Source organism: Thermomonas sp., assembly GCF_025993755.1.
Taxonomy (GTDB): domain Bacteria; phylum Pseudomonadota; class Gammaproteobacteria; order Xanthomonadales; family Xanthomonadaceae; genus Thermomonas.
The window spans coordinates 11949-32964 of sequence record NZ_JAMQHN010000136.1 but is presented as its reverse complement, the minus strand read 5'-3'; the positions used below and the strand labels follow the sequence as shown (position 1 = coordinate 32964).

21 protein-coding genes and 1 other RNA gene are annotated in these 21016 nt (G+C 68.2%); 10 read left to right on the top strand and 12 right to left on the bottom strand.

The features are described 5' to 3' along the window. Positions 1-12: 12 nt before the first annotated feature. Genes ftsL through mraZ form a run of 3 tightly spaced genes read right to left on the bottom strand, consistent with a single transcriptional unit; the run spans position 13 to position 1705 of the window. On the bottom strand, positions 13-276 hold the full coding sequence (ftsL, locus tag Q0X16_RS09945) for a cell division protein FtsL (protein ID WP_297833722.1): 264 nt from the start codon (positions 274-276) through the stop codon (positions 13-15). Continuing rightward, positions 276-1262, bottom strand: a complete 987-nt coding sequence (rsmH, locus tag Q0X16_RS09940; RefSeq protein WP_297833625.1) for a 16S rRNA (cytosine(1402)-N(4))-methyltransferase RsmH — start codon at positions 1260-1262, stop codon at positions 276-278. The genes ftsL and rsmH overlap by 1 nt, the downstream gene beginning before the upstream one ends. Next, entirely contained in the window at positions 1259-1705 is a 447-nt protein-coding gene (gene mraZ / locus Q0X16_RS09935) for a division/cell wall cluster transcriptional repressor MraZ (RefSeq protein ID WP_297833622.1), read from the bottom strand. Before mraZ ends, rsmH begins: the two co-directional genes overlap by 4 nt. Before the next feature lie 313 nt (positions 1706-2018). Between mraZ and Q0X16_RS09930 the strand changes: the two genes are divergently transcribed. Both Q0X16_RS09930 and rnpB read left to right on the top strand, forming a co-directional pair. Continuing rightward, positions 2019-2780, top strand: coding sequence for an NRDE family protein (locus tag Q0X16_RS09930; RefSeq protein WP_297833719.1), 762 nt, complete (start codon positions 2019-2021; stop codon positions 2778-2780). A 27-nt stretch (positions 2781-2807) separates the two neighbouring features. Then, an RNA gene (gene rnpB / locus Q0X16_RS09925) (RNase P RNA component class A) lies at positions 2808-3158 on the top strand. Positions 3159-3434: 276 nt separating this feature from the next. On the opposite strand, the gene rsmI is transcribed toward rnpB, so the two are convergent. After that, a complete protein-coding gene (gene rsmI / locus Q0X16_RS09920) occupies positions 3435-4259 on the bottom strand; it encodes a 16S rRNA (cytidine(1402)-2'-O)-methyltransferase (RefSeq protein ID WP_297833619.1) in 825 nt (274 codons plus the stop codon). 69 nt (positions 4260-4328) lie between these two features. Here rsmI and Q0X16_RS09915 point away from each other — a divergent pair, with 69 nt between their 5' ends. From Q0X16_RS09915 to Q0X16_RS09895, 5 genes are all read left to right on the top strand, one after another. Next, complete coding sequence (locus Q0X16_RS09915; protein WP_297833617.1) at positions 4329-5675, top strand: penicillin-binding protein activator; 1347 nt, start codon at positions 4329-4331, stop codon at positions 5673-5675. Further along, positions 5662-6045 carry a YraN family protein gene (locus Q0X16_RS09910; protein ID WP_297833615.1) on the top strand — a complete coding sequence of 128 codons (384 nt, stop codon included), beginning with the start codon at positions 5662-5664 and terminating at the stop codon, positions 6043-6045. The genes Q0X16_RS09915 and Q0X16_RS09910 overlap by 14 nt, the downstream gene beginning before the upstream one ends. A gap of 11 nt (positions 6046-6056) precedes the next feature. Next, positions 6057-7430: an FAD-linked oxidase C-terminal domain-containing protein gene (locus tag Q0X16_RS09905; RefSeq protein WP_297833612.1), complete on the top strand. Its 1374-nt coding sequence runs from the start codon at positions 6057-6059 to the stop codon at positions 7428-7430. A 95-nt stretch (positions 7431-7525) separates the two neighbouring features. Further along, positions 7526-9487, top strand: coding sequence for a M1 family metallopeptidase (locus Q0X16_RS09900; protein WP_297833610.1), 1962 nt, complete (start codon positions 7526-7528; stop codon positions 9485-9487). 90 nt (positions 9488-9577) lie between these two features. Continuing rightward, positions 9578-10453: a hypothetical protein gene (locus tag Q0X16_RS09895; protein ID WP_297833608.1), complete on the top strand. Its 876-nt coding sequence runs from the start codon at positions 9578-9580 to the stop codon at positions 10451-10453. Positions 10454-10496: 43 nt separating this feature from the next. On the opposite strand, the gene thiL is transcribed toward Q0X16_RS09895, so the two are convergent. From thiL to glyA, 8 genes are read right to left on the bottom strand one after another with little or no spacing between them, the layout of a single operon-like run. Beyond that, positions 10497-11438 (bottom strand): thiamine-phosphate kinase, encoded by a 942-nt coding sequence (gene thiL, locus Q0X16_RS09890; protein ID WP_297833606.1) that lies wholly within the window; start codon positions 11436-11438, stop codon positions 10497-10499. A gap of 33 nt (positions 11439-11471) precedes the next feature. Next, positions 11472-11927, bottom strand: a complete 456-nt coding sequence (gene nusB, locus Q0X16_RS09885; protein ID WP_297833605.1) for a transcription antitermination factor NusB — start codon at positions 11925-11927, stop codon at positions 11472-11474. Between the two features lie 40 nt (positions 11928-11967). After that, entirely contained in the window at positions 11968-12447 is a 480-nt protein-coding gene (gene ribH / locus Q0X16_RS09880) for a 6,7-dimethyl-8-ribityllumazine synthase (protein ID WP_297833602.1), read from the bottom strand. 32 nt (positions 12448-12479) lie between these two features. Next, positions 12480-13586 (bottom strand): 3,4-dihydroxy-2-butanone-4-phosphate synthase, encoded by a 1107-nt coding sequence (gene ribB / locus Q0X16_RS09875; RefSeq protein ID WP_297833599.1) that lies wholly within the window; start codon positions 13584-13586, stop codon positions 12480-12482. Next, positions 13583-14185, bottom strand: a complete 603-nt coding sequence (locus Q0X16_RS09870; protein WP_297833597.1) for a riboflavin synthase — start codon at positions 14183-14185, stop codon at positions 13583-13585. Before Q0X16_RS09870 ends, ribB begins: the two co-directional genes overlap by 4 nt. Beyond that, positions 14185-15246, bottom strand: coding sequence for a bifunctional diaminohydroxyphosphoribosylaminopyrimidine deaminase/5-amino-6-(5-phosphoribosylamino)uracil reductase RibD (gene ribD / locus Q0X16_RS09865; RefSeq protein ID WP_297833716.1), 1062 nt, complete (start codon positions 15244-15246; stop codon positions 14185-14187). The genes Q0X16_RS09870 and ribD overlap by 1 nt, the downstream gene beginning before the upstream one ends. 35 nt (positions 15247-15281) lie before the next feature. Then, positions 15282-15842 (bottom strand): transcriptional regulator NrdR, encoded by a 561-nt coding sequence (gene nrdR / locus Q0X16_RS09860; protein ID WP_297833594.1) that lies wholly within the window; start codon positions 15840-15842, stop codon positions 15282-15284. Between the two features lie 12 nt (positions 15843-15854). Beyond that, positions 15855-17123, bottom strand: coding sequence for a serine hydroxymethyltransferase (gene glyA, locus Q0X16_RS09855; RefSeq protein WP_297833591.1), 1269 nt, complete (start codon positions 17121-17123; stop codon positions 15855-15857). 148 nt (positions 17124-17271) lie between these two features. On the opposite strand from glyA, the gene Q0X16_RS09850 reads away from it, so the two are divergent. From Q0X16_RS09850 to pyrF, 3 genes are all read left to right on the top strand, one after another. Then, positions 17272-18285, top strand: coding sequence for a YeiH family protein (locus tag Q0X16_RS09850; protein ID WP_297833588.1), 1014 nt, complete (start codon positions 17272-17274; stop codon positions 18283-18285). Positions 18286-18387: 102 nt separating this feature from the next. Next, positions 18388-20052, top strand: a complete 1665-nt coding sequence (gene ettA / locus Q0X16_RS09845) for an energy-dependent translational throttle protein EttA (protein ID WP_297833585.1) — start codon at positions 18388-18390, stop codon at positions 20050-20052. Positions 20053-20198: 146 nt separating this feature from the next. Continuing rightward, entirely contained in the window at positions 20199-21014 is an 816-nt protein-coding gene (pyrF, locus tag Q0X16_RS09840; RefSeq protein WP_297833713.1) for an orotidine-5'-phosphate decarboxylase, read from the top strand. Positions 21015-21016: the final 2 nt, after the last annotated feature.

Here is a 21016-nt window from a genome sequence, read left to right as displayed (position 1 = left end):
GGAAACGGGACATCATCGGCGCAGCACCTCGATGTCTTCGGTGCGCGGGAACACCATGCCCAGCCGCGTGGTCGCCATCTGGTTGATGCGACCGCTTTCCGCCCAGGTCGCCTGCTCGATCTGGAGACGGCCGAACTCGATGTTCAACTCGTCGCGCGCCTTCTCCAGCCGGGTCAGCACAATGAACGCCTGCCGGTGCTCGTGACGATCGCGGACGACCAGCAGCGCGGTGGCGACGTTGGCCAGCAGCAGCACGGCGATGAGGAAGCCCCGGATCACGGCCGCCGCTCCGCGCCGGGCGGGCGGCGGGAAGACGGCTCGACCGCCGCCAACTTCTCGGCCACCCGCAGCACCGCGCTGCGGGCGCGGGGGTTGGCGGACAGCTCGGCCTCGCCGGCCTTGGTCGCGCCACCGACCAGACGCAGGGATGGAACGAAATTCTCCACGGCGGGGCGCCGGCGGTCGGCCGGCGGTGCCTTGGCGTGCCGCGCCATGAACTGCTTGACGATGCGGTCTTCCAGCGAGTGGAAGCTGATCACCGCCATCCGTCCACCCGGCTTCAGGCAGGACAGCGCGGCGTCGAGCCCGACCTCCAGATCGGCCAGCTCGCGGTTGACGTGAATGCGGATGGCCTGGAAGCTGCGGGTCGCCGGATGAATCTTCGACCCGCCGCGAGGAAGCACGGACGCGATCAGCGCCGCCAGCTGGGCGGTGCGCTGCAGCGGCTGCTCCTGGCGGCGCGCCACGATCGCCCGCGCGATCCGCCGGCTCTGGCGCTCCTCGCCATGGCGCCAAAGCACGTCGGCAATCTCCCGCTCGTCCGCGCGCGCCAGCCATTGCGCGGCGCTTTCGCCGGACTCGGGATCCATGCGCATGTCGAGCGGGCCATCCTTGGCGAAGGAAAATCCGCGCTCGGCCACGTCCAGCTGCGGCGAGGAGACGCCGAGATCGAACAGGACGCCATCCAGCCCCGCCTGCGCCGGCGACCAGCCGGCCAGGTCGGCGAAGCTGCCGCGACGCAGGGTCAGCCGCGGTTCGCCTTCGGCGAGGCTGGCCGCCACCGCGATCGCGTCCGGATCCTTGTCCATCGCCAACAACCGCCCCTCCGGCCCAAGCTGTTGCAGAATCTTCCGGGCGTGCCCACCGCGCCCGAAGGTGCCGTCCAGATAGGTTCCGTCCCGTTTCACCGCCAGACCGTCCATGACTTCGGCCAACATCACCGGCAGGTGGGCGGACGCGGCGTCCGCGCCACCGCCGCTCACAACTCCAGGCCCAGCAGGTGTTCGCCCAGGTCGCCATCCCCGAAGGTCAGCTGCACTTGGCCGTGGTGTGCCTGCTCGCCCCACAACTCGAACTTGTCGCCCATGCCCAGCAGCACCGCCTTGCGGTCGATGCCGGTGGCCGCGCGCTGGCTGGCTGGCAAGGAGATGCGGCCATTGCCATCCGGCTCGACGAAGGCCGCCGCACCCACCAGTTTGCGCTGCAGCAGTCGGCTGTCCTGGCGGATCCGCGGCAACGCGTTGACCTGATCGCGCACCTTCTCCCACACCGACTGCGGGTACAGGTACAGGCAGCCGGCATCGAACGGGCTGTAGGTCAGCACCAGGCGGTTGCCGCACTCGTGCGCGATCAGGTCACGATAGGCGGTCGGAATCGCCAATCGGCCCTTGTCGTCAACGCTGATGACGGTCTCACCCTGGAACATCTGGCCTCGGCACCCCGGAACATGCAAAATTCGCAGCAGAAAACCACAAATTTCCCGGTTTTCCCACGTTTCGCCACATTAGGCAGCGTCCACATCTCTGTCAACACCTTTTGCAAGAATTTTTCATTGTCCGGTCAAGGACTTGCGTCAAACTTCAAGAAATTACTCAAGAGTTATCCACAACCCGATGTTTGATCTCAAATTTTGAGATTGCGGTTTTTCTCCACATCGGCGCATGTCGGGAATATCCGACTTTCCGGTGGATGCTGCATCGCACAAATCGCCAATCAGAGGAATGCGCCACAATCCGGCCATGTGCCTGGTCGGCTTTGCCTGGAAAATCCACCCGCTCTGGCGTCTGGTCATGGCCGGCAACCGCGACGAAATGCACGAACGGCCGACCGCCGCGCTGGCCGCCTGGGCGGATGTCCCGGTGCTGGCAGGCCGCGACCTGCGTTCGGGCGGGACCTGGATGGGCCTCGGGCCGGACGGGCGTGTCGCCGTCGTCACCAACGTGCGCGACGGCCCTCCGGCAACTTTCGACGGACCCTCGCGCGGCGACCTGCCCTCCCGGTTCCTGACCGGCGGGGCCAGCGCCCCCGATTGCGCCAGCGGCATCGCGCACCGCGCCGCGCAGTACGCACCCTTCAACCTGGTGCTGGCCGATGCCGATCGCTGCGCCTACGTCGGCAACCATCCGTTGCAGGCAGCCCGCGAGGTCGCGCCGGGCGTCCACGCCCTGTCCAATGGCCCGTTCGACGCGCCCTGGCCCAAGACCCGGCAGCTGCAAGCCGTGCTGCAGGACTGGGCCGAATCCGGAAGCACGGCGCTGGACCCGCTGTGGGCTGCGCTGGCAGACACCCGTATCGCACCCGACGATTCACTGCCGCGGACGGGCATCCCGCTGGCCATGGAGCGCCACCTGTCGTCGGCCTTCGTGCGTGGCGAAACCTATGGCACCCGCGCCAGCACGCTGGTGCTGGTCGACCAGAACGGTCGCGGCACGATCATCGAACGCCGCTTCGGGCCGGGGGGCGCCTTCCTCGGAGAAACCACGCTGGAAAGCCACGGTTGAAGTTTCCGCACGTACAATGGCGGCGGCGGAGTCGGCCAGACAGTCGCGGCATCGGGCAACCGGTGTCGAGGAAAGTCCGGGCTCCACAGGGTACGGTGCCAGGTAACGCCTGGGCGGCGCGAGCCGACGGACAGTGCAACAGAAAGATACCGCCAGCGGTCCTTCGGGATGCGGGCAAGGGTGAAATGGTGCGGTAAGAGCGCACCGCGAGTCCGGCAACGGACCGGCACGGCAAACCCCACCGGGAGCAAGACCAAATAGGGAGGCGGTGATGCGACCCGCAGAGCCTCCGGGTAGGTTGCTCGAGCGTAGGGGTGACCCTGCGCCCAGAGGAATGACTGTCCACGACAGAACCCGGCTTATCGGCCGGCTCCGCCAACTTTTCCGCCTGCAGGCGGAAAAGTTCCCAAAGTTTGCGCAGCAAACTTTGGGCCCCGGGCCCTTGCCTTCCGAATCCCCGCGCCTGTCGGCGCGCCCCCTTTACCAAAGGGGGCTATGGCAATCCAAACAGCCCGGAAACCTCTGAACAACTCCCGTCATGCCCGCGAAGGCGGGCATCCAGTGCGTTCAACCGTCACAATCAAGGACACGCAGACATTCATCTACGAAACGACGCCCGCCTTCGCGGGAGTGACAAGCAGGATCGAAACATCCTTACTCCGATCCGTACAGAGCCTTGCGCGGAGCGCCGGAGAGTTCCGCCGCCAGCTTCGCCGCCGTCGAGGGCGGCAGGTGCTCCTTGAGTTTCGCGTACAGGCGGCGGCCTTCAGCCACCTTGGCGTCGGCATCCTCGCCCGCGCCCTGCACCAGCACCACGAACTCACCCTTGCGCTGGTCGGGATCGGACCGCACGCGTGCCGACAGTTCGGCCAACGTGCCGTCCAGAACGGTTTCGAACAATTTGGTCAGCTCGCGCGCCAGCGCCGCCGGCCGATCCCCGCCCAGTTCCGCCGCCATGTCGCCCAGGGTTTCGTCGATGCGGTGCGATGCCTCGTAGAAAATCAGCGTGCGCGGATCGCCGGCAAGCGCCTGCAGCCGATCGCGGCGCGCGCTGGCCTTGGCCGGCAGGAAGCCCTCGAAGGCAAAGCGATCGCTGGGCAAACCGGCCACGCTGAGCGCGGCGATCAAGGCGCTGGGCCCCGGCACCGGGCTGACCTTGACCCCGGCGGACCGCGCTGCACGCACCAGTCGGTAGCCGGGATCGGAGACCAGCGGCGTGCCGGCATCGGACACCAGCGCCAGCGATTCGCCGGACAACAGCCGGACGACGATTTTCTGCGCGATCGCATCTTCGTTGTACTCATGCAGCGCCAGCAAGGGCGTCCGGATGCCGAAGTGCGACAACAGCTGGCCGCTGCGGCGGGTGTCCTCGGCGCAGATCGCGGCGGCCTGGCGCAGGGTGTCCAGGGCGCGCGCGCCGATATCGCCCAGGTTGCCGATCGGCGTGGCGACCACGTACAGCGTTCCCGGTTCGTCCATGCCTGTCTGCGCCCACCCGGTTAGAATCCCGTCCAAGTCTATCGACAGGCGACCCAGGCCGTGTTTTCCATGCGATCGCTTTTCCTCGTTCTGGCGCTGACCCTGACAGGCTGCGCCGAAGTTTCGGTATCCCACGCACCGGTGGCCGCCTACGACAGTGCGTTCAGCCAGGCGCGATCGCTGGCTCTCGGGCATGCCGGCCTGAGCGGCCAGGCCAGGCGCGACAATGCCGCCGCCATCGACCGTCTGCTGGCCGCAATCGACAACGCCACGCTGGCCCGCGACGCCGCCCGGCTGCCGGCCGGCGACCCGCTCTACAACTTCGCCGGCCGTGCACTGCAGCGCCGCGGCCTGCCGCTGCCGCGCGCGTTCGACCGCGGCGACGTGTCGTTCGGCAGCGCGTCGCGTCCGCCCGCCGACCGCGACGGCTACCGCCCGCCGCTGCGGGTCGGCATCCTGCTTCCGCTCTCCGGCAGTCAGGCCACCGCCGCCGCATCGGTTCGCGACGGCTACCTGACCGGCTACTACGGCGAATCCCGCCGCCGTCCGACCCTGCGCTTCTACGACACCGGCGCCGGCTACCGGGCGGCCTACGCGCGCGCGGCCGCGGACGGCAACGACCTGCTGGTCGGCCCTCTGGTCAAGGAAGACGTGGACGCGATTTTTGGCGACGAGGCTGCGGACATTCCCGTGCTCGCCCTCAATCGCGGCAGCACGACGCCGCCTTCGGGCAGCGCTGCGTTCTCGCTGTCGCCCGAAGACGAGGGCGTCAGCCTCGCGCAGGCGCTGATCGATCGCGGCAGCCGTTCGGTCCTGTTGATCGCCGGCGGCGACGATACGCAGAAGCGCACGGCGGATGCGGCGCGAACCGCTCTGCAACGCCGCGGCATCCACATCGCCGCCAGCCTCGGCTACGCGTCGCAGATGACCGATGCGCTGCGCGCACAAGCCCAGTCCGTCGCCAAACCCGATGCCGTGTTGATGGTCTTGAAGGGGCCGCAGGCGCGCACGCTGGCGCCCCAGCTGGCGGCAGCGGGATTGTCCGGCCTGCTGCGGCTGGCCGGCTCGCAGATCACGTCCGGCACCGGCAAGCCGGACGAAGACGCGGCGCTGGACGGCATCGTCTTCCCCACCGAGACCTGGTTGATCGAGCGCGTTCCCGGCCTGCCTTCGCAATCCAGCGCCGCGGCCCAGTCCAGGACCGCCAAGGGCCCCGCAGCGCGCCTGTTCGCCTTCGGCTTCGACGCCTGGCTGTTGACCGGTCATCTGGAGCAGCTGGCGCTGGATCCGAACGCGCGGATCGCAGGCGCCACCGGACGCCTGAGCCTGGACGGTTTCGGCAACGTGCTGCGGCGGCCGAGCTGGTCGCGCATCCAGGGCGGCGTCCCGGTTCCGCTGGGCGATGACGCCCGTTGAGCCCGATCGCCGCGCCCGCGGCGCGGCCAGCGAAGATGCCGCGCTGGCCTTCCTGCAGGCGCAAGGCCTGCGCCTGCTGGCGCGCAACGCCCGTGCCCGTGGCGGTGAACTGGACCTGGTGATGCAAGACGGCGCCAGCCTGGTGTTCGTCGAAGTGCGCTACCGTTCCGACCTCGCCTTCGGAGGCGCCCCGGCCTCGGTGGATCGCGGCAAGCGCCGCAAGCTGGTGCGTGCCGCGCAGCTGTATCTGGCCCGCAACCCGCGCCTGGCCGATGCCCCCTGCCGTTTCGACGTGATCGCCGCCTGCGGCGACCCGCACGCGCCCCGCATGGAATGGTTGCGCGACGCCTTCCGCGCCGACGAGTGTTGACGTCGATGCCGATGCCCGCAGCTTTCGTCGCTGAACTGTCGAGTCTGCTGGGCGGCGGCTGGCGGGTGGATGCCGCCACGCGCCAGGCCCACGCCAGCGACGATTCACGCCGCGTGGCGCTGCCCGACGCGGTGGTGCTGCCGCAGAGCCGCGAACAGGTGGTCGCCATCGTCCACGCCTGTCGCCGCCATCGCGTGCCGCTGACCGCGCGCGGCGCCGGCACCGCCACCACCGGCGCCGCAGTGCCGACGGCGGGCGGGATCGTCGTGTCGTTCGCACGCATGCACCGCATCCTCGCCATCCGCCCCGCGGACCGCTGCGCGGTGGTGGAGCCGGGCGTTCGCAATGGCGATCTGCAGGCCGCGCTGCAGGCACACGGGCTGTTCTGGCCACCAGACCCGTCCAGTTTCGAAAATTGCACCGTGGGCGGCAACCTGGCCACCAATGCCGGCGGCCCGCGCGCGGTGAAATACGGCGCCACCCGCGACAATGTGTTGGGGCTGGTGGCCGTCACCGGCGCGGGCGAGTTGATCCGGGTCGGCGGTGCCTATACCAAGTGTTCCTCCGGGTTCGACCTCACGCGATTGCTCGTCGGCAGCGAAGGCACGCTGGCGCTGATCGTGGAAGCGACAGTGCGACTCGCCCCGCTTCCGCAGACGCAGGCCGGCCTGCGCGTCTTCTACCGCGATGCCGCCAGCGCCGCCGCCGCCGTGTCGCGGCTGATGGCGCAGCCGGCGGTGCCGGCGATGCTGGAGTTCCTGGACCGGCGCAGCCTGGCCCTGCTGCGGCAGAACGGCAGCGACGTGCCCGACGCCGGCGCGATGCTGCTGGTGGAGGCCGACGGCAGCCTTGATGCGCTGCCCGATATCCTCGCCGCGCTGGCGGCCGCCGCCGAGGGCGATGGCCTGATCGACATGGACGTGGCGCAGGACGGCAGCGCCCGCGACCGGCTGTTGGCGGCGCGGCGCGCGCTGTCGCCGGCGTTGCGCACGATCGCGCCGGGCAAGATCAACGAGGACGTGGTGGTGCCGGTCTCACGCATCCCCGATCTGGTCGCCGGGGTGGAGGCGTTGGCGGCGGAATTCGCGCTGCCCATCGTCAGCTTCGGCCACGCCGGCAACGGCAACCTGCACGTCAACATCCTTTACCACCCGGACGATGCCGACGAAACCGCGCGCGCCCGTGCCGCCCTGCTCCGGGTGTTCGCGCTGGCCCTGCGGCTGGGCGGTGCGCTGTCCGGCGAACACGGGATCGGGCTGTCGAAGCAGGCGTTCATGGCCGACGCCTTCGACGCCGCCACGCTGGACGCGATGCGTGCGGTCAAGAATGCGCTGGACCCGGACGGCATCCTCAATCCGGGCAAGCTGCTGCCCGATCCCGACTGAAGCCGACCGACCCGACGGCCAACGGTGACTTCCGGCCGATACGGCCACCCCCGGGCTTTCGCACAATGCCGCTTCGGCCCTGCGAGAGCCCGTCCATGTCCCTGCGCCATTTCGCCAGCCTCTCGACGGCGCTTGCGCTGTTCGCCTGCCTGCCCGCGACCGCCGTCGAGCCGACCGGCCCGTTCGACCCGCAGGCGCTGTTCGCGCCGCTGCAGCTGCCCCATCCGGCCAACTCGATCCGCGACGGCGCCGGCCGTCCCGGCGCGGCGTTCTGGCAGAACCGCGCCGACTACGCGATCGACGCGCGGATCGATCCCGCCACGCGCACCCTGTATGGCGAGGAAACCATCACCTACACCAACCACAGCCCGGACGCGCTGGACGCGCTGTGGCTGCAGCTCGACCAGAACATCTATCGCCCAGACTCGCGCGGCGCGCTGACCTCGCCGTGGCCGAAGAAGCCGGGCATGGCCTCCGACGGCTACCAGCTCGATGCCATCGAGATCGACGGCAAGCCCGTTTCCCATCTCGTCGACGACACCCGCTTGCGCATCGATCTGCCGACCGCACTGCGCGGTCACGGCGGGCAGCTGCGCCTGCACGTCCGCTACCACTACACCGTGCCCGGCACCTGGGGCGGGCGCACCGCGATCACGCCGACGAAGAACGGCGACATCTACGAGATCGCCCAGTGGTTCCCACGCATGGCCGTGTACGACGATCTGCGCGGCTGGGACACCCTGCCCTACCTCGGCTCCGAGTTCTATCTCGAATACGGCCGCATCGACTATGCCGTGACGGTGCCGTGGGACTGGATCGTGGCCGGTTCCGGCGAACTGGTGAACCCGCAGGACGTGCTGACGCCGGAGCAACAGCGCCGCCTCGCCGCGGCGCGGGCCAGCGACGCCACCGCCTACATCCGCAAGCCGGAAGAAGTCGGCGACCCGGCCTCGCGGCCCACCCGCAGCGGCACCCTGACCTGGCGCTTCCGCATGAATCCGACCCGCGACGTGGCCTTCGCCGCCTCGCCCGCCTTCGTCTGGGACGCCGCGCGCGTCAACCTGCCGCAGGGAAAACAGGCGCTGGCGATGTCGGTGTACCCGGTCGAAGGCGTCGGTCCGGACAAGTGGGACCGCTCCACCGAATACCTGAAAGGCGCGCTCGAACATTTTTCCGAAACATGGACGCCCTACCCGTGGCCGGTGGCGATCAACCTCGGCGGCCACGGCGCCGGCATGGAGTATCCGGGCATCGTGTTCGACGGCTTCGACGACGGCGGCAAGTTCCTGTTCTGGATCACCGCGCACGAAATCGGCCACACCTGGTTCCCGATGATGGTCGGCTCCAACGAGCGCCGCGAGGCGTTCATGGACGAGGCGTTCAACACCTTCATCGACGTCTACGCGCAGGACGCCTTCAACCACGGCGAGTACGCGCCCAAGCGCGACGGCGAATATGCGCCCGGCGGCGGCAATCCCGTCGACGAAATCCTGCCGCTGCTGGCCGACGCGCAGGCGCCGACCCTGATGGCGCCGCCCGACACCGTCAGCGAGAAATACCGGCACCCGGTCACCTACTTCAAGGGCGCGCTCGGCCTGGTGCTGCTGCGCGAGCAGATCCTCGGCCCCGAGCGCTTCGACCCGGCGTTTCGCGCCTACATCCGGACCTGGTCGTGGAAGCACCCGACGTCCTCGGATTTCTTCCGCTTCATGGAAAGCGCGGCCGGGGAAGACCTGTCGTGGTGGTGGCGCGGCTGGTACATCAACAACTGGCCGCTCGACATGGGCATCGCAAGCGCCGCCTATGTGGACGGCGACCCGGCAAAGGGCCTGCGAGTGCAGCTTGTCAGCCGCCAGAAACTGGTGATGCCGGCCACGCTGCGGATCGCCTTCGCCGATGGCGGCCACCGCGACATCCGCGTGCCGGTGGAAGCCTGGCGCTTCGGCGCAACGCCCACCCTCACCCTCGACAGCGATCGCCCGGTGGCCACGCTGACCCTCGATCCCGAACACAAGCTGCCGGACGCGGATCGCGGCAACAACATCTGCTCACCTTGAAACCGGTTCCGGCTCAGGTTCCAGTCGCCGCACTTGCCATCGGTCCATTTGTCACTTGCCATCCCGTTTCCCTTCGCCGGAGTCGCCCCAATGTCGCGCAACCCGTTTCTTGCAATCGCCTCTCTCGCGATCGTCCTTCCGCTCACCGCCCTTGCCCCACCACCAGTACAGGCACAGGCCGCGGCCAACGGACCCACGACGCACGAATACCGGATCCTCCTGGTCGGGAATTCACTGATTTACTCCAACAACCTGCCCGCCATGCTCCGGGCCATCGGCGAAGCGCAGGGAACTCCGTTGGTGACGCGAACCTTCGCCGCGCCGGGCGGCAAGCTCAGCGATCGCGCGTCCGATGGATTCGCAAGCGCCGAACTGGGACGCGGTCACTACGACGCAATCCTGCTGCAGGAGCAAGGCGGCAACCTGGCGGTCTGCGTTGCAGGCTCATCCTCTTCCAGAAAAGCCCCCTGCGCGGCCAGCATGCGCGCCTACGAAACGTTCGCGAAACTGGCACACGCGCAGGGAGCGCGCGTCCTGCTGTTTTCGACCTGGGGGCCGGACCGCAGGTGGGACCAGCGGACGGCGCGCAGCGTGGGCATGATTGCGCGCAAGGTCGATGGCCAGCTGTTCAATGCCGCCGAGATCATCGATACAGTCCGCAGAGCACAGCCGAACGACAACCCACTGCCGGATGGAATTCACCCGAACATCCATGCATCGCTGGCGCTGGCGCTGGCGCTTTATCGCGACATCACCGGCACCACCCCGGTCGCGAGAGATCTCCGGATCAGGGCGCCGCTGTATCCGGCCAACATCGCAGTCACTCCGGATCGGGCCATCGAGGAACAGGCCGCCATTGCCGGAGACGGCAAGGTGACGGTGGTGCCTGCAGCGCTAATTGCACCCATCATCGAGTCCCTGCCCCCCGCTTCGCACGAAGCTCAGGACTCCCGCCACAGGCCCTGAGTCACCGCCAGCCAAGGCTGCAATGGCACCACACGAATTGCCTTCAAGCGAAATGCTCGAACCCCGCGTGCGGAGGTTTCCATGAATCGCCATCGGCACGAATCGCTTGCACATCCTTGCCCCGCATGATGACGCCGATTCGAGTCACCGGAACAGCACCTGCTTCGGCAGCCGCAAGCACGGCACCGCAACACGCTGCCGGCGCGGTGAAGCACAGTTCGTAATCGTCGCCGCCAGTCATCTGTAGCGCGCGTCGTTGCTCGGGATCGAATGCAGCCTGCAGTGCGGCGCTGGTCGGCAGCGCATCCACACGTGCCCCGAGGTCGCTGGCGCGACAAACGTGGCCAAGATCGGCCAGCAGGCCGTCTGAAATATCGATGCAACTGGTCGCCACACCGCGCAGCGCGCGGCCCAGTGCGACTCTTGGCACGGGACGGTCAAGACGCAGGCGCAACGTCGGATCGACTCTCTCTGCGCTCCGCCACTGCGACAGTGCGCCGGCGGCATCGCCCAGCGTGCCGCTGACCCAGACCTCGTCGCCGGCCCGCGCACCATCGCGGCGCAAGGCCTGGCCCGGCTCGATGAAGCCGTGCGCCGTCACGTTGACCGACAGCGGGCCGGCGGTGGTGTCGCCGCCGATCAGCGCCACGCCATGCTGCGCCGCCAGTTCGAGGAATCCGTCGAGAAACCCGTCGACAAATTCGGCGCTGGCCTCCGGCAGGGCCAGCGCCAGCGTGCACCACGCCGGCTGCGCGCCCATCGCCGCAAGGTCGGACAAATTGACCGCCAGCGATTTCCAGCCGATGTCGAACGGCCTGGTCTCGGGCGGGAAATGCACGCCGGCATTGAGCGTGTCCGAGGTGATCGCCAGTTGCAGGCCCACCGGCACTTCCAGCAGCGCGCAGTCGTCGCCGATGCCGAGCAGCACGTCGCCGCGTGCGGTTACGCGTTCGCGGATGCGGGCGATCAGATCGAACTCGCGCATGTCAGCCCTTCCCTCACCCCGGCCCGACGCGACTCAGCCGGAACGCTGCGCCTCGAGTCCGCGCAGCGCGACCGCCACCTTGTCCAGCACGCCGTTGACGTAGGTGTGGCCGTGCTCGGCACCGAAGCGCTTGGTGGAGTCGATGGCTTCGTTGATGACCACCCGATAGGGCACGTCCGGGCGATAGACCAGTTCGTAGGCGGCGATGCGCAGCGCGGCGCGTTCGACCGGATCGACCGTGCCGATCTCCCGATCCAGGTGCGTCGCCAGCGTCGCATCCAGCTCGTCGGCGTGCAGCAGGACGCCGCGCACGAGATCCTCGAAATACTCCAGATCCGCTTCTTCGTGCGCCTGTTCGTGTGCGAACTGGGCAATGACCGAACGCGCATCGCCGCCGCTGACCTGCCACGCGTACAGCGCCTGAAGGGCGCGCCGACGCGAACGCGAGCGCGCGACCGGGTCGATGCCGCCCTTGCGATGTCTGCTCATCGGTTCGACTCCTGCGCCGAAGCGGCGCCGCGCCTGGCGTTCATGATGACACGCCCACCGGCCTGCGCTGCAGATCGACCATTTCGATCGCCGCCAGCGCCACATCCGCACCCTTGTTGCCGCGCGCACCGCCGGCACGCGCCAGCGCGTCCTCGCTGCGCTCCACCGCCAGCACGCCGTTGAGCACCGGCACGCCGGTATCCAGCGCCACCCGCATCAACCCCTGCGCGGCGCCATCGGCAACCTGTTCGTAATGGCGGGTATCGCCGCGCACCACGCAGCCGAGCGCGATGATCGCCGCGTACCGCCCGGCCCGCGCCAGAACCTGCGCTGCCATCGGCAGTTCCCAGGCGCCCGGAACGCGCACAATATCTATCCTCGACGCGTCGGCTCCGTTGTCGACCAGCGCCGCCAGCGCACCATCCACCAGCGCATCGACGACGCGCGGGTGCCAGCGGCTGGCGAGGATCGCAAAGCGCGCATCCGGATGGACGCGCAGTTCGCCTGCGTAAAGAGTCATCGCTCGAACAAGGGAAGATCGGGCTGATCAGTTTACCGTGCCGGCAACACCACGTACTCCACCACTTCCAGCCCGTAGCCGGCCAGGCCGACCTGCCGTCGCGGGGTGCCGAGCACGCGCAGATGGCGCAGGCCGAGGTCGGCGAGGATCTGCGCGCCGGCGCCATTGCGCCGCCACTGCGCCAGTGCGCCCGCCTTGCTGGCCGGCGCCGCCGGTTGTTCGCGGATGCGGGCCAGGGTGGCTTCGGCATCCGGCGCATCGCCCAGCAGCACCAGCACGCCGCGGCGCTCGGACGCGATCAGCGCCAGCACGTCGCCCACCAGCGGGCCGAAGTCCTCGCGCCGCCAGTGCAGCGCGTCGGCCAGCGGATTTTGCGGCTGCACCCGCACCAGAACCGGCTCGCCGTCATCGACCGCGCCCTGCGCCAGCGCGTAATGCAGCCCGCGGGTCAGGCGATCACGCCAGGTGTGCAGGGTGAATTCGCCGTGATCGGTGCAGATGGCGCGGCTGTCGATGCGCTCCACCGTGTGTTCGGTTTCAAGGCGGTGGCGGATCAGGTCTTCGATCGAGCCGATCTTCAACCCATGTTCGCGGGCAAAAAGCTCCAACTCGGGCCGGCGCGCCATGCTGCCGTCGGGGTTGAGGATCTCCACCAGCACGCCAGCCGGCTCGAAGCCAGCCAGCCGCGCCAGATCCGCCGCCGCCTCGGTATGGCCGGCGCGGCTCAATACGCCGCCGGGCTGCGCCATCAGCGGAAAGATGTGGCCGGGCTGGCTGAGGTCGGACGGCCGGGCGTCGGGCCTCACGGCGGTGCGCACGGTATGGGCGCGATCGTAGGCGCTGATGCCGGTCGTCACGCCTTCGGCGGCCTCGATGCTGGTGGTGAAATTGGTGTGGTGCTGCGAGGTGTTGTCGCGCACCATCGGGTTCAGGCCCAGCTGCGCGCAACGTTCGCGGGTCAGAGACAGGCAGACCAGCCCGCGGGCGTGGGTCACCATGAAATTGATGTCGGACGGCTTGACCAGTTCGGCGGCCATGATCAGGTCGCCCTCGTTCTCGCGATCCTCGTCGTCGACGATGACCACCATGCGCCCCGCGCGCAGTTCATCGAGCAGTTCGGGGATGCTTGCAAAACTCATGACTCTCCCTTCGTGGCCTGCAGCCGCTCGACATAGCGCGCCAGCAAATCCACTTCGACATTCACCCGATCCCCTTCACGCAGGGCATGGAAGGTCGTGTGCGCAACGGTATGCGGGATCAACGCCACCTCGAACCCGGCGTCGTCCGCGGCATTGACGGTCAGACTGACGCCATCCACGCAGATCGAGCCCTTGTGCGCGACATAGCGCAGCAGCCGTCGATCGAGCTCGAACCGCCAGCGCACGGCGCGCGCATCTTCCCGGCGCCGCACCGCGGTCGCCAAGCCATCGACGTGTCCGCTGACCAGATGGCCACCGAGCCGATCGGTCGGCAGCAGCGCGCGTTCCAGGTTCAGCGGCGCGCCGACGGGCAGCTGCCCCAGCGTGGTCAACGCCAGCGTTTCGTTGGAGGCATCGACCGCAAACGAGACCGCATCGAACTCGACCACGGTCAGGCAGCAGCCGCTGACCGCGATGCTCTCGCCCAGCGCGGCATCGGCAAACGGCAGGTCGCCGACCGCGATGACCAGCCGAGCGTCGCCGCCGCGCGGCTCGCGCGCGCGCAGCGCGCCGATGCCATCCACCAGTCCGGTAAACATCAGCGCGGTTCCGGGCGCAGCTGCAAGCGGAAATCCTCCCCGAGGATGGTGCTGTCGATGCGCCGCATTTTCAGCCGCTGCGCCATCGCGTCGATGTGCAACCCGTCGAACAGCGGGCGCGCGCGCGCGCCCAGCAGCACGGGGGCGACGTAGAGCAGCAGCTCATCCACCAGTCCGGCGTCGAGGAAGGCGCCAGCCAGCGTCGCTCCGGCTTCCATCTGGACTTCATTGATCTCGCGCGAACCCAGCAGCCGCAGCACGGCGCCCGGATCGAAACGGCCCTTCTCGACCGGCACCGCGACGTGATCGATTTCCACGCCACGCGGCACCTTGGCGTCCGGCGCATGCAGGTAGAGCGTGGGCGCATCGCCTTCGCGGACGTGGCCGCGGGCGACGGTGGCCAGGCCCGGGTCGAGCACCACCCGCAGCGGCGGCACGAACGGTGTGTCGTCGCCCAGCCGCACGGTCAGGTGCGGATCATCGGCCAGCACCGTGCCGGCCCCGGTCAGCAGCGCGCCGCAGCGCGCGCGCCAGCGGTGCACGTCGCGGCGCGCGGCTTCGCCGCTGATCCAGCGCGACTCGCCGGATTCGGTGGCGGTGCGTCCGTCCAGCGTGGTCGCCAGCTTCACCCGCAGCCACGGCCAGCCGCGCTCCATGCGGGCGATGAATCCGTTGTTGAGCTCGCGCGCCTGCGCTTCCATCAGGCCGGAAGCGACCTCGATCCCGGCCGCGCGCAGCTTCTCGAAGCCGGCCCCGTCCACTTTCGGGAACGGATCGCGCATCGCCGCCACCACGCGCGCCACGCCGGCGGCAATCAGCGCGTCGGCGCAGGGGCCGGTGCTGCCGGTGTGCGCGCAGGGTTCCAGCGTGACATACGCCGTCGCGCCGCGCGCGCGATCGCCGGCAGCCTGCAGCGCGAACACCTCCGCATGCGGCCCGCCCTTGCGCTGGTGCCAGCCTTCGCCAACCACCGCATCGCCGTGCGCGATCACGCAACCGACCACGGGATTCGGGCGGGTGGTGTAGGCGCCGCGTTCGGCCAACCGCAGCGCGCGCGCCATATGCACGTGGTCGATGGTGGTGAAGTCGGTTGAAGTCACTTTTCCCGTTCCTTTGCGGCTTTCGCCTCGGCGCGCCGCCAATGGGGATCGGATCCGCTCTTGACGGCGCCGTCACCCAGCAGCGACAGCTGGCCTTCGCTCGGCAAGTCGTGTTCCAGCCGATCCAGTTCTTCACGGAAGTCGGCCACGTCCTCGAAACTGCGATAGACCGAGGCGAAGCGCACATAGCCGACGTGGTCGAGCTTGCGCAGTTCGGCCATCACGAATTCGCCAACGCGCCGCGCCGCAACTTCGCGCTCACCGGTCATGCGCAACTGGTGCACAACGGCCCGCACCGCCGCTTCGATCTGTTCTTCCGACACCGGCCGCTTTTGCAGCGCGCGATCGAAGCCGACGCGCAGCTTGCGCGCATCGAACGCCTCGCGCCGGTCGTCGGACTTGACGATCGCCGGCAATTTGAGTTCGACCGCCTCCAGTGTCGAGAACCGCTCGCCGCAGGCCTCGCACTCGCGCCGGCGGCGGATCGTCGCCCCGTCCTCGCTCACCCGCGAGTCGATGACCCGGGTGTCGGCGTGCTGGCAGAAGGGGCAGTGCATCGTTGGCGCGGATCAGCCGTAGACCGGGAACTGCCGGCACTGTTTCTCGACGTTCTCGCGCACGCCGGCGATCACGTCTTCGTCATTGGGGTTGTCCAGCACGTCGCAGATCCACTCGGCCAGCGCCACGCAGTCCGGCTCCCTGTAGCCGCGGGTCGTCACCGCCGGGGTGCCGATGCGCAGGCCGGAAGTGACGAAGGGCTTGCGCGGGTCGTTCGGCACCGCGTTCTTGTTCACCGTGATGTGTGCCTTGCCCAGCGCTTCCTCGGCCTGCTTGCCGCTGACCTCGCGGCCGATCAGGTCGATCAGCATCAGGTGGTCCTCGGTGCCCCCGGAGACGATCTTGTAGCCGCGCGCTTGCAGGGTGCGCGCCATCGCCTGCGCGTTCTTCACCACCTGCTGCTGGTACTCCTTGAACGCAGGATCGAGGGCTTCCTTGAACGCCACCGCCTTGGCCGCAATCACATGCATCAGCGGGCCGCCCTGGATGCCGGGGAAGACGATGGACTGCAGTTTCTTCTCGATGTCCTCAGCCTGCTCGCCCATCGCCGCGCGGCTGGCGACGATGATCCCGCCGCGCGGGCCGCGCAGGGTCTTGTGCGTGGTGGAGGTCACCACGTGCGCATGCGGCACCGGACTGGGATAGACCCCGGCGGCGACCAGGCCCGCCACGTGCGCCATGTCCACGAACAGGTAGGCGCCCACCCTGTCGGCGATGGCGCGGAAACGCGCCCAGTCGACCACCTGCGAATAGGCGGAAAAGCCCGCCACCACCATCTTCGGCCTGTGCTCCTGGGCCAGACGCTCCACTTCGTCGTAGTCGATCAGACCCTGGTCGTTCACGCCGTACTGGACGGCGTTGAACAGCTTGCCCGACGCATTGACCTTGGCCCCGTGGGTCAAATGCCCGCCATGCGCCAGCGACATGCCGAGAATGGTGTCGCCGGGCTGCAACAGCGCGAAATACACCGCCTGGTTGGCCTGCGAGCCCGAGTGCGGCTGGACGTTGGCATAGTCGGCGCCGAACAGCTGCTTGCAGCGCTCGATCGCCAGCCGCTCGGCCACGTCCACGAATTCGCAGCCGCCGTAGTAGCGCTTGCCCGGGTAGCCTTCCGCGTACTTGTTGGTCAGCTGACTGCCCTGCGCCTCCATCACCCGCGGGCTGGCGTAGTTTTCCGACGCGATCAGTTCAACGTGATCCTCCTGTCGCCTGTTTTCGTCGGCGATGGCCTGGGCCAGTTCGGGGTCATAGCCTTCAATGCGGGCGTCTCGCGGATACATCGCAACTCCTGGGCAGGGGAAATGACGAAGAAACGGGCCGGGAACCCGGCCTTTGGCTGCGCCAATTGTAGCCCGCCACCCGGTGACGGCGATGTTCCGCAGGGCGGCTCGGGGCATACTCGCGCCTTCCACCGTCTTTCCATCTTCGATGCACACCACCGCCTCGCGACCGCCCACCGCCCGATTCTGGCCGGGGCTGCTGTTGGCCGCAGCACTGGCGGGCATCGCGATGGCACTGGGGAGCGCATTCCCGCTGATCGGCGGCGCGGTGATCGGCATCGTGCTGGGCATCGTCCTGACCACGGTTTTCCCGCCGACGCCACGCTTCGTCCCTGGCATCGCCTTCGCCGCCAAACATGTGCTGCAGGCTTCAGTGGTGCTGCTCGGGTTCGGGCTCAACCTGGGCCAGGTGGCGCGCACCGGCCTGCATTCGCTGGCGGTCACTCTGGTCACTCTTGGGGTGGCCTTCCTCAGCGCATGGGCGATGGGTCGATGGCTGAAGGTGTCCGGCAAGCTGACCGCCCTGATCGGCGTGGGCACCGCGATCTGCGGCGGCTCTGCGATCGCCGCGGCGGCCCCCATCTTGAAGCCCGAAGAACACGAAACCGCCTACGCCATCTCGACCATCTTCCTGTTCAACGTGGCAGCGGTCCTGCTGTTCCCGACGCTGGGCCACCTGCTGGGACTGAGCGATACCGGCTTCGGCCTGTGGGCGGGCACCGCGATCAACGACACCTCGTCGGTGGTTGCCGCCGGTTATCAATACAGCCAGGTGGCTGGTGACTACGCCACCATCATCAAGCTGACCCGCGCCACTCTGATCGTGCCAGTGTGCCTGGCGCTGGTCGCATGGCAGGCCTGGCGGCACCAGCGCGAGGGTGGCGGCGGTTTCCGGCTGCTGCCGTCGTTTCCGTGGTTCATCCTGTGGTTTCTGGCCGCCTCCGCGGCACGCAGCGCTGGCGCGGTGCCGGCGGCGGCGCTGCCGGACCTGCACGACCTGGCGGAGTTCCTGATCGTTGCCGCGCTGACGGCGATCGGCCTGTCCGCCCAGCTGCGACGGATGGCGGCGGCCGGACCACGGCCGATCCTGCTGGGGCTGGGCGTGTGGGCGGCGGTGGCGCTGGCCAGTCTGCTGGTACAAGTGGGCACCGGGCAGATCTGAACCGGCAAGGCCGACACGTCAAACGGCTATAATCGGCGGTCCACCAATTCCAGATGCCGCGCCTGCTCCGTGCATGCGCGGCCCGACGCCTGCAGGATCCCCATGTCTTCGCAATACATCTACACCATGAACCGCGTGTCCAAGGTGGTCCCGCCAAAGCGGCAGATCATCAAGGACATCTCGCTGTCGTTCTTCCCCGGCGCCAAGATCGGCCTGCTGGGCCTGAACGGCGCCGGCAAGTCCACCGTGCTCAAGATCATGGCCGGCGTGGACAAGGACTTCGACGGCGAGGCGCGCCCGCAGCCCGGCATCAAGGTCGGCTATCTGGCGCAGGAGCCCGAACTGAATCCGGAACACACCGTGCGTCAGGCGGTGGAGGAAGGCGTGGGTGAAGTGCTGCAGGCGCAGGCCGCGCTGGACGCGGTGTACGCCGCCTACGCCGAGGAAGGCGCGGATTTCGACGCGCTGGCGAAGGAGCAGGAGCGTCTGGAAGCCATCCTCGCCGCCGGCGACGCGCACACGCTGGAGAACCAGCTGGAAGTGGCCGCCGACGCGCTGCGGCTGCCACCGTGGGATGCCGTCATCGGCAAGCTCTCGGGCGGCGAGAAGCGCCGCGTGGCGCTGTGCCGCCTGCTGCTGCAAAAGCCCGACATGCTGCTGCTGGACGAGCCGACCAACCACCTCGACGCCGAGTCGGTGGAATGGCTGGAGCAGTTCCTGCACCGCTACACCGGCACCGTGGTGGCGGTGACCCACGATCGTTACTTCCTCGACAACGCCGCCGAGTGGATTCTGGAACTGGACCGCGGCCGCGGCATCCCGTGGAAGGGCAATTACACCGACTGGCTGATGCAGAAGGACGAGCGCCTGAAGCAGGAAGAGAACCAGGAAAAGGCGCGCCAGAAGGCCATCCAGAAGGAACTGGAATGGGCCCGCCAGAACGCCAAGGGCGGCCGCAGCAAGGGCAAGGCGCGGCTGGCGCGGCTGGAGGAACTGCAGTCGGTCGATTACCAGAAGCGCAACGAGACCAACGAAATCTTCATCCCGCCGGGCGAGCGCCTGGGCAATTCGGTGATCGAATTCAAGAACGTCAGCAAGAGCTTCGGCGACCGCCTGCTGATCGATGATCTGTCGATGATCGTGCCGCCGGGCGCCATCGTCGGCATCATCGGCCCCAACGGTGCCGGCAAGTCCACGTTGTTCAAGATGATCACCGGACAGGAGAAGCCGGATTCGGGTTCGATCAACATCGGCCCGACCGTCAACCTGGCCTACGTCGACCAGAGCCGCGGCGCGCTCAACCCGAACAACAACGTGTTCCAGGAAGTCTCCGGCGGGCTGGACATCCTCAACATCAACGGCGTCGAGATCCAGTCGCGGGCCTACATCGGTCGCTTCAACTTCAAGGGCCAGGACCAGCAGAAGCTGGTCGGCAGCCTCTCCGGCGGTGAACGCGGCCGCCTGCACATGGCCAAGACCCTGCTGCAGGGCGGCAACGTGCTGCTGCTGGACGAACCGTCGAACGACCTCGACATCGAAACCCTGCGCGCGCTGGAAGACGCACTGCTGGAGTTTCCCGGCAACACCTTCGTGATCAGCCACGATCGCTGGTTCCTCGACCGTATCGCCACCCACATCCTCGCCTTCGAGGGCGACTCGCATGTGGAGTTCTTCCAGGGCAACTACCGCGAGTACGAGGAAGACAAGAAGCGCCGCATGGGCGATGACGCCGCACCGAAGCGGCTGCGGTTCAAGGCGTTGAAATAGCGCCCCGTTGCAGGCGGCCCACTTTTCCCCTTCCCCTTCAAGGGGAAGGCCGGGATGGGGATGGGGTTGCTCCCGGCAGCATTCCCTCACACCATCCCCACCCAACCCTCCCCTTGAAGGGGAGGGCTTCGAGCAAGGGCAACGACATGGGCTTCATCGACAAACTGCGTGACCGTTGGCAGCAGGCGGACTCCCTGCTTTGCGTCGGCCTCGACCCGGATCCGGCGAAATTTCCTGATCGCTTTGTCGATGACGACGATGCGCTGTTCGCGTTCTGCCGCGACATCGTCGATGCCACGGCGGAGTACGCCTGTGCATTCAAGCCGCAGATCGCCTACTTCGCCGCGAACAACGGCGGCGAGGACGCATTGCAGCGGCTGATCGCGCACATCAACGGCGCCCATCCCGACGTGCCGGTGATCCTCGACGCCAAGCGCGGCGACATCGGCAGCACGGCGGCGCAGTACGCCTGCGAGGCGTTCGAGCGCTTCGGGGCGGACGCGGTCACGCTCAACCCGTACATGGGCAAGGATTCCGCCGAACCGTTCCTTGCGTACAACGACCGCGGCTGCGTGTTCCTCTGCCATACCTCCAACCCCGGCGCGCGCGACTTCCAGGAACTGCTGATCGATGGCGCACCGCTGTACCAGCACATCGCCCGCACCATTGCGAGCGACTGGAACGTGGACGGCAACTGCGCGCTGGTGGTGGGCGCCACCTTCCCGGAGGAGTTGAAGGTGATCCGCGGCATCGTCGGCGACATGCCGCTGCTGATCCCAGGCGTTGGCGCCCAGGGCGGCGACGTGGCGGCGGTAGTGAGAAACGGCAGGACCGCCGACGGCACCGGCCTGATGATCAACTCCTCGCGCGGCATCCTGTATGCGTCCTCCGGCGAAGGTTATGCCGAGGCGGCGGCGGAAGCGGCGCGCGATTTGCGCGACACGATCAACCGCCACCGCTGAAA

Bases quoted from the DNA above. Each gene is read 5' to 3' on its own strand.
- mraZ (WP_297833622.1), bottom strand. From the start codon at position 1,705: ATGTTCCAGGGTGAGACCGTCATCAGCGTTGACGACAAGGGCCGATTG.
- Q0X16_RS09930 (WP_297833719.1), top strand. From the start codon at position 2,019: ATGTGCCTGGTCGGCTTTGCCTGGAAAATCCACCCGCTCTGGCGTCTG.
- rsmI (WP_297833619.1), bottom strand. From the start codon at position 4,259: ATGGACGAACCGGGAACGCTGTACGTGGTCGCCACGCCGATCGGCAAC.
- Q0X16_RS09915 (WP_297833617.1), top strand. From the start codon at position 4,329: ATGCGATCGCTTTTCCTCGTTCTGGCGCTGACCCTGACAGGCTGCGCC.
- Q0X16_RS09910 (WP_297833615.1), top strand. From the start codon at position 5,662: ATGACGCCCGTTGAGCCCGATCGCCGCGCCCGCGGCGCGGCCAGCGAA.
- Q0X16_RS09905 (WP_297833612.1), top strand. From the start codon at position 6,057: ATGCCCGCAGCTTTCGTCGCTGAACTGTCGAGTCTGCTGGGCGGCGGC.
- Q0X16_RS09900 (WP_297833610.1), top strand. From the start codon at position 7,526: ATGTCCCTGCGCCATTTCGCCAGCCTCTCGACGGCGCTTGCGCTGTTC.
- Q0X16_RS09895 (WP_297833608.1), top strand. From the start codon at position 9,578: ATGTCGCGCAACCCGTTTCTTGCAATCGCCTCTCTCGCGATCGTCCTT.
- thiL (WP_297833606.1), bottom strand. From the start codon at position 11,438: ATGCGCGAGTTCGATCTGATCGCCCGCATCCGCGAACGCGTAACCGCA.
- nusB (WP_297833605.1), bottom strand. From the start codon at position 11,927: ATGAGCAGACATCGCAAGGGCGGCATCGACCCGGTCGCGCGCTCGCGT.
- ribH (WP_297833602.1), bottom strand. From the start codon at position 12,447: ATGACTCTTTACGCAGGCGAACTGCGCGTCCATCCGGATGCGCGCTTT.
- ribB (WP_297833599.1), bottom strand. From the start codon at position 13,586: ATGAGTTTTGCAAGCATCCCCGAACTGCTCGATGAACTGCGCGCGGGG.
- Q0X16_RS09870 (WP_297833597.1), bottom strand. From the start codon at position 14,185: ATGTTTACCGGACTGGTGGATGGCATCGGCGCGCTGCGCGCGCGCGAG.
- ribD (WP_297833716.1), bottom strand. From the start codon at position 15,246: ATGGCGCGCGCGCTGCGGTTGGCCGAACGCGGCGCCTACACCACCCGC.
- nrdR (WP_297833594.1), bottom strand. From the start codon at position 15,842: ATGCACTGCCCCTTCTGCCAGCACGCCGACACCCGGGTCATCGACTCG.
- glyA (WP_297833591.1), bottom strand. From the start codon at position 17,123: ATGTATCCGCGAGACGCCCGCATTGAAGGCTATGACCCCGAACTGGCC.
- Q0X16_RS09850 (WP_297833588.1), top strand. From the start codon at position 17,272: ATGCACACCACCGCCTCGCGACCGCCCACCGCCCGATTCTGGCCGGGG.
- ettA (WP_297833585.1), top strand. From the start codon at position 18,388: ATGTCTTCGCAATACATCTACACCATGAACCGCGTGTCCAAGGTGGTC.
- pyrF (WP_297833713.1), top strand. From the start codon at position 20,199: ATGGGCTTCATCGACAAACTGCGTGACCGTTGGCAGCAGGCGGACTCC.